This window comes from Mastigocoleus testarum BC008, from assembly GCF_001456025.1.
Taxonomy (GTDB): Bacteria; Cyanobacteriota; Cyanobacteriia; order Cyanobacteriales; family Nostocaceae; genus Mastigocoleus; species Mastigocoleus testarum.
Window position 1 is genome coordinate 1 of record NZ_LMTZ01000072.1, and the last position, 12,748, is coordinate 12,748.

The following is a 12,748-nucleotide window of genomic DNA, read 5'->3' on the forward strand; positions in this document are numbered from 1 at the left end:
GATGACAAAACCACGGCATGAATTAAATAAGCAATTACAGACTGTTTAAACCACAAGGGTTCCAGCTTTTCTTAGTGCCATTCGAGTCTGACCCAGATGGCGCACCATTGCATGAACGTAAAAATCTGCCATTTGAGCGATCAGTTTAGCTAAAGTCCAATCTACGCCATCCAAGGGCGTACAAAGCAAACTTTCCCCTGGTAGTTGTCCCAACTGAATAGCAATAGGAATTAAAGAATAACCATCACGACTCCTGTCAGCGAAATAAAGCACGATCGGTGCAGTTATGAATCTATCGCTTTGAGGATTAACGATATCGAGTATTGCATAATCAGTAATAAATAGACCCCCCTCTTCAGTTGCACTATCAAGAGTTTCCCTAATTTGTTTTCTTCCCCGTATCTTTGCCAGCACTGTTTGAAAAATTTCATCTGTTATCCCAAGTTTTTCCTGCAAATTGTAATTAAGCGCCAAAACATTAGTCAGTTCCATAGGGTTGGGACCATAAAGCCTCTGAATCGCAAATTTTCCATCATTCCGAAAATTATTAGCAATATCTGGCACGGGGAGAACAGGAAATACAGCAGCATAATCATCTAATGCGTCAAAAGATTTAGGATTTGCGAGAAATGTCTGTTGATTTGCTTGTATTTGTTCCCCTAAGGTTGCTCGATTAGCGTTATATCCTTCAGAAAATACCTCTTGAGGAGGCAAAGTTTCCACGCGTACAGAATTGGGTAATCGCAACCCTATTTGATATTCCTGACGCGTTTGTTCGATTTGAAGTTGGCGCTCTTGCTGAATCACAGGTGAATCTTTTTGAGGCAAAGTAGGAATATCTGGATTAGGAGGTGGTTTAGGCTCTGAAGGCTTAGTATCACTGTTCAATAAAGTCTCTAAACCTGGAGTACAGGCGAAACCTATTAGCGCCAACATCGTACGGCGTGATAGAACGTATTGCTCGATTAATTTTTGACGTTGTTGTCGAGTTGGTGAGCCCATGAAAATATTTCCCCATCAAGTTAGAATTCACATCAATAGCAATGATAGGGGGTCTATCAGTTTTTTTGTAAAATGTGAAACTTATATTTAGATATTCAGATCAAAGCAAATTGCATTAATTTGTGGCTAATTAAAAAAATCTGCAGTGTGTTGAGAATGTACTGCCGATACTAATAATAACTTTCTTATAGATAGAATAAGTTTAACTAATACCAATTTAGTTCCGAACTTTTTATATACGTGTTAGATTAATCAGCTCAACTAAAAAATACTGCTGACATCAATAAGAGTTAGCTCTAAAAAATTAAATATACTCTTCTGGAGTTAGTATTATCTTGAGTATTAATTTAACAGTTAATTCTTAGGTTAATATTTTTCTAGTTTTAAAGCCTGAATTACGTGTAAACACTTTTCAGTTTATTTAATCTGTCAAACAAAGCCTAGAATGTATAACTCACATAGATAATCTCAGAGAATTGTTATCGGGGATCTGAACAAAACGAAATAAATAGCAATTGAAAAATTAAAATAATATATATATAATTGGATAATTTACAAATATAAATACTAGAATAAAGATTACAACTTATACAAAAGAGACCCTTAGCCTGAAAATTTTTAATAAGTCACAATAAATCTGATTTTTCAGTAATATTTGCTATTTATTCCAAACCAAAAAATAATAGCAATATTTTCCATTACCCAAGATTAGTACTATGTGTGGTAGAAAATTTTACCTGCCACCGCATATTTTCTATAACAAAAAAGTTTCATATCAAGAGGAATTAAAATGCGAACTATACAAGAAATTCGCTGTCCCAACTGTGGTAGTAAAGCAGAGAGACATCACATTATTGAAAGCAAATTAACGCGAACTCAATGCCCTGATTGCGATTACCTGATGGTGACTTGTAGTAGGACAAATAAAGTTATAGAAGCTTATGCTCCGGGTATCTACGCAAGAAGTTAATTTTGATAGTAGGATTTGCAAAAAAAATTAGGTAAATTGAGCCAGGATTAAGCTTATTTAACTTTTTTCCTGGTTCTTACCTCTTCAAGCTTCACTTTTATTTTTTGTGAGTTTGTATCACGTAAAATAGTACAAAAACATTTAAATTCAATTTATTACTTCAATACCTGAGTTTTATTTGTCCGTAATTGTCCGCAAGCAGCATCAGCTTCTAAACCACGGGAATAACGAACGCTAACAGCAATATGCTTTTGTTCGAGTATTTGAGTAAAAGCTTGAATGCGATCGCGACTGGGGCGTTTATAGTCCACTTCTTGAATGGGGTTATAAGGAATCAAATTTACGTGACTTTGGAATCCCCGCAATCTTTTTGCTAATTCCACAGCATGTTCTGGTAAATCATTCACCCCAGCCAAAAGAATATACTCAAAAGATACCCGTCGTCCCGTAATTTTCACATATTCGCGACATTCAGCCAGTAAATCATCTATTTTGTAGGGACGGGCGCTGGGGATTATTTGTTCTCGCAAAGATTGGTTGGGAGCGTGAAGACTTACCGCCAGAGTAACTTGCAGTTTATACTCCGCTAATTCAAGAATCCGTCTGGGAATACCTACAGTAGATAAAGTCAAACAACGCTGTCCGATACCCACATCCTGGTTGAGAGACTCAATCGCACCCAAAACATTTTGCATATTTAATAAAGGTTCACCCATACCCATAAACACAATATGGCTCACCCTTTCCCCAAAATCTTCCTGAACGGTTAAAACTTGATCGACAATTTCATGACGTTCCAAATTACGTTGATATCCACCTTTACCTGTAGCACAAAAATCACATGCCATCGGACAACCTACTTGAGTGGAGACACATACGGTCAAACGTTCCGAACTTTTGCTTCTTCGTGACTTAGTTGTTCGCTTGTTTTCTGTTCTACCTTTATTGAAACTAGGAATACCAACGGTTTCTACTATTTGACCATCTGCTAGTCGTAAAAGATATTTAACCGTATCATCGGAAGCTACTGAACGATAATGTAAAGCCGAACGTCCCACTGGAATATTTGCAACTTCCGCTCGCCATTGTTTGGAGAAAACTGTAATCTCACTTAAGGAACGCGCACCTTTATGATATATCCAGTCGTGTAACTGTTTTCCCCTATAAACTGGTTGTCCCTGTTCTTTTACCCAAGTCTGTAACTGTTCCAAAGAAGCACCTAAAAGAGGGGGGACAGAAATTTTAGAAGAATCTAGAGTTTTCCTTTCAACAGAGCGATCGGGGACAACAACAGACTTAGTAGACATGGCGGTTAATTACAAGGTATTGGATGGAATAAGGCATCGAATATTTATAGTACGAGATCTAAATCGCAGTTGTTAGTTTTTATCTAAAATTATTTTTATCTGGAATTGACTCTCAATGGATTGATATTACTTGTAGTATAGCTATACTTCAAGAGGAAATATGTCTATTATTTTAAGAGAAATTAACCGGGATAACTGGAAAGAGTGTATCAAACTAAAGCCGGATGAAACACAAGTAAACTTTGTCGCTTCCAATGTTTACTCACTCCTGGAATCTAAGTTTGAACCATCTTTCTTTCCCCTAGCAATTTACAGTAACGAAACGATGGTTGGTTTCGTGATGTACGGTTTAGATGATGATGATGGTAGTTGGTGGGTTATTCGTTTGATGGTCGATCAAAACCACCAAAAAAATGGATATGGTAAAGCTGCAATGTTAGAAGCAATCGAAATTTTGAGAAACAAGCCAGGGTGCGCTCGTGTTTTTACTAGCTATGTTCCCGAAAATCTGGTCGCCGAAAAATTATATTTAAGTCTAGGTTTTGAAAAAACTGGAAAGATAGAAGATGGAGAAATTGTAGTTTGTCTTCCACTGGACACAAAAATTGAGCGCTAAGTGAATTTTTGACTTAACTTCTTGAGAAGGAGATATTGTGATGGAACCAAAATTTACTGGTGGTTGTCTGTGCGGATCTGTCCGCTACGAATGTTCAGTAGAACCTATTACAATGGGAAATTGTCATTGTCGCGATTGTCAACGGGTGACAGGAAGTGGTTATGCTTCTGGGATGTTAGTTCCACGGAGTGCAGTTACCATCACCGGAGATGTGAAATATTATGAAGTGACCGGCGATAGCGGAAGCATTGTTGGTCGAGGCTTTTGTCCGAATTGCGGTTCCCGATTATTCAGCAAACCCCCAAATCCGGATCTGATGGGAATTATGGCTGGAAGTCTTGACGATCCAAGTTATTTTCAACCAACCATGGATATTTATACCGACAGTGCTCAACCTTGGGATTATATGAATCCAGATCTACCCAAGTTCGGCAAAATGCCAGTAATTTAATTACCAAGCAAACGAGTCTTGAACAAATTGAGCCAGAGATATTAATTTTATTCTCTCATCATTCTTTGCAGCTTCTCGCTCCGAGGCTGTATTGTATCCCCAACTGGCAAGAAAAAGCTTAACGTCTTGTAAATCCGGGAGCTTCTTAACTACTTGTAAGGTTTTTAATCTATCTTCTACAAACCAAACATTTCCAGGTGAAATATTATGTTTTTTTATTAATTCCCTGATAATTTCATACTTTGGACGTTTGACTTCCTTCCCAAAAATTAGTTCGGAGTTTAATTCAACCCCCCATCTTTGCAAAAGCTGTTTGACAAAACGTCCTTCCTTAGTAGTAATGATATACAGTTCAACAGAACTGCTTGCAATAGACCGAATTTTCTCAATTGTACCGGGATAAAATCGATTTAAGCTTAACCACCCATCCAAATCATTATTGATCCATTCATCCCGGATACTATCTAGTTCTTTGGCAATATCTTGAGATTTGAGATTATCTTTCTCTAGAATCTGTTTTGAAATATTATGCCATTCTTGATAAATTTGTTCCTCAGAAATTCCTTCAATCAATGCTTTGATTAAAACAGGCATTTCCCAACCTGTTTCAATTACAGCTCGCAGTGGGTAAAATGTTTCAGCAAGACCATCAGGAGGTATTTTGTTTTCAGCGTGCCAAACTCCAGAGTAAGCACGCCAAGCGACCTGAAAATATTCAATTAGTCCATCGCAAATAACACCATCAAAGTCCAAAGCTAGTATAGAAGGACTATTTTCCATCATGCTGTCAAGTATATAAGCTGCTTTTTCAGCTTACCTGAAGGAAGATTTTTTTGTGTTCAACAACATATTTCATTTAGAACCTCCAGGAAATCTAGCAATTACTTAGCAACTAAATATTCTCAAATCATCACCGGTGACAAGATTTTTCCAGTTGTCAGTTACCCTATGATTACTTTTTACATCTGAAGACACACTCTTGGGACAGGGCACTGACCGACTAGATAGGATCTTACAATAAGTGTTTATACTTGCAAATTCACAGGCGAATTTACATGCAAGTTTGCGGAAGAATTTACAGGTGGTTTCATAGATAAGTTTGCAGAAGAACTTACAGGTAAATTAGCGGACGAATTCGCCAATGAATTTGTACTCGAAGGCTGAGCACCTGAAGGCTGACCAAGTCTTTCTCGTAGCCAAGCAGCTTTATCAGATATGGCTTCCCAATTGCCACTAGCTACTAAATGCTTAGGAAACAATTGTGTCCCCACACCTACCGCTGTAGCTCCAGCAGCTAAGAATTCTTCAGCGTCTTCTAAGGTGATTCCACCACACGGAATTAATGGTATTTGGCTTAATGGACCCTGTAAGCTCCGAATATAATTGGGACCACCAACAGGTTGCACGGGAAATACTTTGACACATGTCGCACCCCATTGCCAAGCAGTAATAATTTCTGTAGGGGTTAACGCCCCTGGAATTATTGGTAAACCTGAATCTTTTGCCGCTTTAATCATTAGAGGATCCACATGAGGAGCAAAGAGAAATTGTGCTCCAGCCACGATCGCCTCTTTCACTTGAGTTTGATTCATCAGTGTACCAGTACCAATAATGCAATTTGGTAGTTGAACTCGTAGCTGAGAAATCAATTCTGCAGAGCGAGGACTATTCCAAGTAATTTCGATTAACTCCATTCCTCCTCGCGCTGCTGCTAACGCCATTTTTCTTCCAAGCTCGATTTTCGAAGCACGAATCACTGCAATCGCACGATTTTTTTTCAGTAAGGTTAACCAAGAGTAAAGTAACATTTTAAAAATGAAGGGGAATTGTAGCTGTAGGAATTTGCCACCAGTTATAGTTATCTTTTTACCGACTGAGTATCAGTAAATCAATAAAAAATATCTTACTCAAGAGATTTTTTGATTTTTAAAGACCACCAGTGACAATAAATATTAGTCCGCAATTTAACAGAAAATGGGAAATTTATATGTATTTTAAATTACAACAACTTCAGTTTTATCAACTCGTTACAAAATGAACAAGTAAACTTAACTTTAAGAAACAATTAACTAAGTCGCTGCTTCGTTGAAATGCAGTACAAATCAGGAACACTTATCTTGAGAGTTTGTGAATTAGTTAAGTTTTGCAACAGTTTTAGCCTTGTAATCCTTACATATCTTCATGATTAGCAAAAATACCTGAAAACCCCAATGAGCTAAATCACAGATCCCAATATGAAAATAAATTTTTAGATTATTTCCTAGTTTGTATGGTTATTATTTATGGCTATTTTCAGTCAAGTGAAATACAAACTTTAAAATAGATAGGCAAATTGTAGATGTAGTGTAGTTACTGTACGGACAAGAAATACCGTTTGTAGCACTCCGTTAAGGGCTATTAAGGACTGGTAGTGGGTATTATGCTAAGCCTTAACCAGAGCTTCTATCTACACAGCAAAGACACATGACAAGCAGTTATTCGAACTGCATTAACGTTACCTTAACTAGCCTAAACACCCCTTGCTAGGTTGGGAAAGTACAAGTCATCCCAACCAAGATATCTAGAAAATCAGAAAACATGAGATATATCTTGGTTGGTCAAAAAACCTTACTCTTTCTTTAGGGAGGCGCATTATATATCTTCAGAAAACAAGAATATCTGCTAGACATATCCTGCTTTAGGAAGAAGAATAGATAAAAATCCTGTTTACCAAGCAAAAGACCACATCATTAGAATTTAGAATTTGAACTATTTTCAAATTCAATGAAATTTGGATTTTTACCAGATATATGCCAACTATGTTAAGACTTTAAGGCTTACAAAAATAACTATCTAAAGAAGTACAAAAAATAAATTACAGTTTGGGATAAACAACAAAAAATTGGCAAGCAAAGCGATGAGAATAGCAGAGGATATTATATCGGAATTTAGAATTTAATAAAATAAAGATTCCAAAATATAGCTTCCGGGGCACTGAAAAATCTGGTTAAGTATTTAATCCGCTTATTTAGCACCTAATCCAGATGACTTTAAACTACCAATTAGAAATTAGTAAACTACCGATTAGAAATTAGTTCCTAAGAACTTCTAATAGTCACCATCAGAGAGTCGAACACTAAAATAATTCCATCTAATGTACAAATATCGCTTTCTCTGATTTGGAGATGGAGAAGATGGAGAGATATTAATTATGACGGAGTGGTAAACCATAAAATGTTACCTGTCAACTAATCGGAGTTGTATGTCAACAAAACAAAATATTTTTATGTAGACGTTAAAAAAACTTATTTCCAAGTAATTTGGTATTGACTTGTGGTTAATGTTGCGTCCAGTAATGTTGACATTAATAACCAATACTTTACAGCTGATACGACATCGATTGTACATATCTGCACAAAAACTAAATATTAAGAAATGCTTATTAAAAAATATTGCATAAGCTTGATGAAGTTGTTAGTGTGTGTTTATGCAACAATGCTGACAATAGTTTATGTCCAAAAGATGTCAACCGATACCTGTAATTAAATTGCATAGGCTTATGTTTTGAGTCAATAGTGCTTATCTTTCTTGGTACAACTTGGGTGGTGCTGCGCCTAGAAATTTGTATATTTTGTACTAAATAATAATAAAAGTGGCTCGTCACCATTGGTCAGAACTTAGCCCTAGCAGGAATTATAGGTGTTGTAGGGTTCTATTCTCTTCTAAAGATTCTATTGGGAATCAGAGCTTGCGTAAGCAAAACTAATCATTGACTTCATAACAAGAAATCAAAGCTTTGTATCGGTAATATTGCAGATTTATTGAGGTTTTATAGATGAGTATCCTATTGTCGAAAATGTGGTACGTGATGCTGGAGATATAGATTTTACCAGTTTGAGATCCATCTACTAGTTTATTTCATTGATTTTGGTGGATTTTTTACGTGTTGTTAAACCTTGATATGTGTATACTGTTGTGTACCTCAAGAATCCAAACAAACTGTAGAACAGATAGAAACTAGATTAACTTTTTGCCATTTGTGTGACCTGAGATCGGGCTCACAACATAAAAACTTACTACCACGACACAGTCTCAACGAAAAAAAAAACGACGTGGTAGGACTTTAAATTTTAGGGGGAAACCATGAATATTCAAAATAAAGTTGCTCTGGTAACAGGAGCATCGCGGGGTATTGGGCGTGCGATCGCCATTGAACTAGCGCAACAAGGTGTAAAACGATTAATACTAATAGCACGCGATCGACAAAAATTAGTGACCGTAGCCCGAGAAGTAGAAGAACTGGGAACGGAAGCAGTAACAATGGCTCTAGATCTGACCAAAACTACCTTCGTTCATATTGCTGTTGCTCAGTTATGGCGCAGTTATGGACCAATTCATTTGCTGGTTAATTGTGCCGGTGTTGCACATCAAAACTCTTTTTTGCGTTCTAAATTACCTCAAGTGCAAGAAGAGTTATCTCTCAATGTATTAGGAACCTATACTCTGACCCAAACCATGGCGCGTCGAATGGCGACAAAAGAGGAAGGGACTATAGTTAACGTCTCTAGTTTGATGGGGAAAATCGCCGCACCAACCATGGCTACGTATTCAGCAACTAAATTTGCACTCCTAGGTTTTACTCAAGCTTTACGTCGCGAATTAGCTCCACACAACATCAGGGTAATAGCTTTGCTACCTTCTCTGACAGATACAGACATGGTTAGAGGTTTGCAGTTATTTCGCTGGGTGAGACCAATTACACCAGAGCAAGTCGCTGATGCATTAGTTATCGGTTTGAAAAAAAAATCGCCAGAAATCCTAGTCGGATGGCAAAGTTATCTTGCTGTTTGGTGTCAACGCTTTGCTCCTTGGTTGTTGGAGGTAATTTTACATATAGCTAGACCTTCAATTAAGCCTTCTGAGCGATCGCCAACTCGGCAGAAAAGTTTGGGAAAAATTAATCCTTGGAAGAGGGTAAATGCTGTGCGCTGAGTACTTTTGGAAGTCAGGAGTCAGAAGTCAAAAGTCAGGAGTCAGGAGTCAGGAGTCAGAAATCAGAATTATGCGCAATACTTACAGTATGCTTACGCCACGCGCATGTGCTAACGCCCTGCCCTGCTACCGCTAACGCTGCGCTAACAGAAATCAGGAGTCAGGAGTTATTCCCCAGTATGTTTTTCCAAATACCCAATCTCCACACTTCCCACACCACCCACACTCCCCACATTTCCCACACCACCCACACTCCCCACACTTCCCACACTCCCCACACTTCCCACACCACCCACACTCCCTACACTTCCCCACACTTCCCACACTTTCCACACTTCCCACACCACCCACACTTTCCCACACTTTCCCCAATTCCCAACACCCACCAAAAAGCGTCATACTTAAAATTGTGTATCCGAACTCACTATAAATAGCCATGCTTCCTACAACAGCTAGCCTTCCTTCCTTACCAGAAATTATTGATGGTTTACCAAATATTTCTGGTTGGGAATCAGAAGTTCTCGATACCGTCAACCACGACCGGACAGTATTTTTACCAAGGACTAATATCTCCTTAGACAATATCAAAGCAACTTTTGCGATCGCTCTACATATGCATCAACCAACAATTCCTGCAGGTGCAAATGGAGAACTAATTAGTAACTTGCAATATATGTTCGAACATCCCGGTGAAGGAGATAACCATAATGCCGGACCTTTTGCTTGGTGTTACAGTCGCATGGGGGAGTTTATTCCTGAGTTGGTAAATCAAGGTTGCAATCCTCGAATTATGTTGGATTACTCCGGTAATCTTTTATGGGGACTGCAACAAATGGGGCGGAAAGATATTTTGGATAATCTCAAACGGATAACTTGTGATTCTACCTATCAACCATATGTTGAGTGGTTAGGTACGATGTGGGGTCATGCAGTTGTTCCATCTACACCCATACCAGATATCAAACTGCATATATTGGCCTGGCAACATCATTTTGCAGCAATTTTTGGTTGGGAAGCATTGGCGCGAGTTAAGGGTTTTTCACCTCCAGAGATGCATTTACCAAATCACCCCGATACATTATTTGAATTTATCAAAGCCTTGAAAGAGTGTGGATATCGTTGGTTGTTAGTTCAAGAGCATTCGGTAGAAACACTAACAGGTGAAGGATTGAAGGAAAAACATTTACCCCATCGTTTAGTTGCTCGCAATTCCCAGGGTGAAACCATTAGTATTACAGCTTTAATTAAGACTCAGGGCTCAGATACAAAGTTAGTTGCTCAAATGCAACCTTACTATGAGGCAAAAAGTTTATCTCGATTCAAACCACCAGCAATAGTCAGCCAAATTGGTGATGGTGAAAATGGCGGAGTGATGATGAATGAATTTCCCAACGCTTTCAAACAAGCTTGGCATCAAATAACCCCTGATTCAGATGTTGTTGGTGTGACGGGAACAGAATATTTAGAATTAATTGCAGCAGCCGGTTTTGGTACCGATGACTACATACCCTGTCAGCCAGTAGGACAACATTTAATTTGGGAGCGAGTTTCACCGAGGGATGCAACTCCCAACACTGTTGAAAATACCATTGCACAACTAAGGCAAGAAAATCCCCAGTTTCATATGGAAGGAGCTTCTTGGACAAATCATATTAGTTGGGTTGAAGGGTACGAAAATGTTTTGGCTCCGATGAATGAACTTAGCAGTTTGTTTCATCAGAAAATTAATACCTTATCTGAGGAAGATAGATCGGAACCTTTCACTAGAAGTTCGGATTATCGCCAAGCTTTACTGTATAACTTCTTGTTGCAAACTAGTTGCTTTCGTTATTGGGGACAAGGAACTTGGACTGAATATGCAAAAACAATTTACGAACGCGGCAAAAATTTAATGTGAATTAGTAAGTGAATCAGTCACGCCAAATTTTACAGCAACAACAATAGCTAATTCGTAATTCATCACCTCACCCATGGGTAAATCATTACGAATTACGAATTACGAATTACGAATTATCAATAATTTCGTATACTAACCCACTGATACATTTTGTCCCACGTGCATTCACCATGGTCTTATCGGAACAACCCGGTCAATTCAATCCCGAGGAATGGGTAATAGACGATAATGGAAAAATGGCATTATCGATTCGTATTCAGGGCGATCGCATTTTTCATGAAGTTTCTCCTTATCAAACTGTAGAAGTATTTGATACTCCCGGAAATGGGAAAATGTTGACTATTGATCGTATGGTGATGTGCACTGAAGCCGATGAAGCAGCTTACCATGAAATGATTGTTCATGTGCCGATGTTAACTCATCCCCAAGTCAAAGATGTTTTAGTAATTGGTGCTGGTGATGGTGGTACAATTCGCGAGCTAGTACGCCATCAGGAAATCGAAAGGATAACAATGGTAGAAATTGATGAAGCTGTAGTGCGTGCTTCAAAACAATTTTTACCAACAATTTCTTCAGCATTGGAGCATTCCAAATTAAATTTATTAATTGATGATGGGATTAATTTTGTCAAAAATGCAGCTGATAGTTCCTATGACTTAGTTATAATTGATTCTTCCGACCCTGTGGGACCTTCGGAGGGGTTGTTTACTAAGTCATTTTATCAAGATGTATACCGTTGTCTGCGTCCTGGTGGGGTAGTCACAGTACAAAGTGAATCGCCAATTTTTCATCGCAACGCATTTATAGATTTAAACAAATGTCTCAAGGAAGTTTTTGGTATTGAATCGGTACATTGCTACTTGGTATTTATTCCCATGTATCCAACTGGTATGTGGAGTTTGACTTATTGTTCTAAAGCAGGACCAGATCCAGTAAATAACTTAGATGTTTCAAAAGCTGAGAAAATAATTCGGGAGCAGGACCTGCGTTACTATAATGCAGATATACATAAAGCAGCATTTGCACTGCCTAATTTTATTCAGAAAATGATTTAATTGCTAGCCTAATTTTTCCCTAAAATTTCAAATTATTAAAACTTGAACCACTTTGGATCTAGTCTCAGACTATTCAGGTAGTTTTCGTCATATAAACGCTCGAATGGAAGTATTGCTTGGGCACTATATTTATGATAAAATTCCCTGGCATAACGATGGGCATATTCTTCCTTATCTAAATATGCCTTGGAACGGTACAGACGTTTGATAGAAGCAGATTCTTCATCTGTTTTAGCTGCAAGAGATGGCTTGAGACAATTTTCTAGATAATCTACAGCATGACCGATTTCATGGGGTAACGTACGGAAAAGCTGTGTATTTCTCAGACTTTCTGGTGTCGTTATAATATCGTAACTCCTTTTAAATTTCTCAATTTTATGACCATCTTTTTCTAACAATACCTTCGCCAAAAAAAGAGTATGAAAAATAGGGCTGATGTAGTAGAGTTATTGTCTCTCACAACGACAACTCAAAAACCA

General features: G+C 38.0%; 11 protein-coding genes and 1 pseudogene. 6 read left to right on the top strand and 6 right to left on the bottom strand.

The annotated features are described in order from the left end of the window. Nucleotides 1-45: 45 nt before the first annotated feature. A complete protein-coding gene (locus tag BC008_RS11720; RefSeq protein WP_027845698.1) occupies nt 46-1,002 on the bottom strand; it encodes a hypothetical protein in 957 nt (318 codons plus the stop codon). A gap of 790 nt (nt 1,003-1,792) precedes the next feature. On the opposite strand from BC008_RS11720, the gene BC008_RS46335 reads away from it, so the two are divergent. Then, nucleotides 1,793-1,972, top strand: a complete 180-nt coding sequence (locus BC008_RS46335; RefSeq protein ID WP_072207717.1) for a replication restart DNA helicase PriA — start codon at nt 1,793-1,795, stop codon at nt 1,970-1,972. Between the two features lie 155 nt (nt 1,973-2,127). Here BC008_RS46335 and rlmN read toward each other — a convergent pair whose 3' ends face one another. Further along, complete coding sequence (gene rlmN, locus BC008_RS11725) at nt 2,128-3,279, bottom strand: 23S rRNA (adenine(2503)-C(2))-methyltransferase RlmN (RefSeq protein WP_036267465.1); 1,152 nt, start codon at nt 3,277-3,279, stop codon at nt 2,128-2,130. 160 nt (nt 3,280-3,439) lie between these two features. Between rlmN and BC008_RS11730 the strand changes: the two genes are divergently transcribed. Both BC008_RS11730 and BC008_RS11735 read left to right on the top strand, forming a co-directional pair. After that, complete coding sequence (locus BC008_RS11730; protein WP_036267467.1) at nt 3,440-3,895, top strand: GNAT family N-acetyltransferase; 456 nt, start codon at nt 3,440-3,442, stop codon at nt 3,893-3,895. 40 nt (nt 3,896-3,935) lie between these two features. After that, nucleotides 3,936-4,346 carry a GFA family protein gene (locus BC008_RS11735; RefSeq protein ID WP_027845699.1) on the top strand — a complete coding sequence of 137 codons (411 nt, stop codon included), beginning with the start codon at nt 3,936-3,938 and terminating at the stop codon, nt 4,344-4,346. On the opposite strand, the gene BC008_RS11740 is transcribed toward BC008_RS11735, so the two are convergent. After that, nucleotides 4,347-5,129 (bottom strand): HAD family hydrolase, encoded by a 783-nt coding sequence (locus BC008_RS11740; RefSeq protein WP_027845700.1) that lies wholly within the window; start codon nt 5,127-5,129, stop codon nt 4,347-4,349. Nucleotides 5,130-5,527: 398 nt separating this feature from the next. Further along, nucleotides 5,528-6,154 (bottom strand): annotated as a pseudogene (locus tag BC008_RS11745) (bifunctional 4-hydroxy-2-oxoglutarate aldolase/2-dehydro-3-deoxy-phosphogluconate aldolase); the annotation flags it as partial. A 2,314-nt stretch (nt 6,155-8,468) separates the two neighbouring features. Between BC008_RS11745 and BC008_RS11750 the strand changes: the two are divergent. Next, nucleotides 8,469-9,317, top strand: a complete 849-nt coding sequence (locus BC008_RS11750; RefSeq protein ID WP_036267468.1) for an SDR family NAD(P)-dependent oxidoreductase — start codon at nt 8,469-8,471, stop codon at nt 9,315-9,317. A gap of 167 nt (nt 9,318-9,484) precedes the next feature. Here the strand turns inward: BC008_RS11750 and BC008_RS49440 are convergent, their stop codons facing one another. Next, on the bottom strand, nt 9,485-9,664 hold the full coding sequence (locus BC008_RS49440; RefSeq protein ID WP_161938109.1) for a hypothetical protein: 180 nt from the start codon (nt 9,662-9,664) through the stop codon (nt 9,485-9,487). Nucleotides 9,665-9,753: 89 nt separating this feature from the next. Here BC008_RS49440 and BC008_RS11760 point away from each other — a divergent pair, with 89 nt between their 5' ends. Together BC008_RS11760 and speE are read left to right on the top strand one after the other, a co-directional pair. Next, complete coding sequence (locus BC008_RS11760; RefSeq protein ID WP_027846792.1) at nt 9,754-11,214, top strand: hypothetical protein; 1,461 nt, start codon at nt 9,754-9,756, stop codon at nt 11,212-11,214. A gap of 170 nt (nt 11,215-11,384) precedes the next feature. After that, nucleotides 11,385-12,269: a polyamine aminopropyltransferase gene (gene speE, locus BC008_RS11765; protein WP_027846793.1), complete on the top strand. Its 885-nt coding sequence runs from the start codon at nt 11,385-11,387 to the stop codon at nt 12,267-12,269. A 35-nt stretch (nt 12,270-12,304) separates the two neighbouring features. Here the strand turns inward: speE and BC008_RS11770 are convergent, their stop codons facing one another. After that, on the bottom strand, nt 12,305-12,679 hold the full coding sequence (locus BC008_RS11770; RefSeq protein ID WP_058183561.1) for a hypothetical protein: 375 nt from the start codon (nt 12,677-12,679) through the stop codon (nt 12,305-12,307). Nucleotides 12,680-12,748 lie beyond the last annotated feature (69 nt).

What these genes read in the sequence shown, in the direction of transcription:
- BC008_RS11750 (WP_036267468.1), top strand. Translation starts at nt 8,469, where the DNA reads ATGAATATTCAAAATAAAGTTGCTCTGGTAACAGGAGCATCGCGGGGT.
- BC008_RS11730 (WP_036267467.1), top strand. Translation starts at nt 3,440, where the DNA reads ATGTCTATTATTTTAAGAGAAATTAACCGGGATAACTGGAAAGAGTGT.
- BC008_RS11720 (WP_027845698.1), bottom strand. Translation starts at nt 1,002, where the DNA reads ATGGGCTCACCAACTCGACAACAACGTCAAAAATTAATCGAGCAATAC.
- BC008_RS11760 (WP_027846792.1), top strand. Translation starts at nt 9,754, where the DNA reads ATGCTTCCTACAACAGCTAGCCTTCCTTCCTTACCAGAAATTATTGAT.
- BC008_RS46335 (WP_072207717.1), top strand. Translation starts at nt 1,793, where the DNA reads ATGCGAACTATACAAGAAATTCGCTGTCCCAACTGTGGTAGTAAAGCA.
- BC008_RS11735 (WP_027845699.1), top strand. Translation starts at nt 3,936, where the DNA reads ATGGAACCAAAATTTACTGGTGGTTGTCTGTGCGGATCTGTCCGCTAC.
- rlmN (WP_036267465.1), bottom strand. Translation starts at nt 3,279, where the DNA reads ATGTCTACTAAGTCTGTTGTTGTCCCCGATCGCTCTGTTGAAAGGAAA.
- BC008_RS11740 (WP_027845700.1), bottom strand. Translation starts at nt 5,129, where the DNA reads ATGATGGAAAATAGTCCTTCTATACTAGCTTTGGACTTTGATGGTGTT.
- speE (WP_027846793.1), top strand. Translation starts at nt 11,385, where the DNA reads ATGGTCTTATCGGAACAACCCGGTCAATTCAATCCCGAGGAATGGGTA.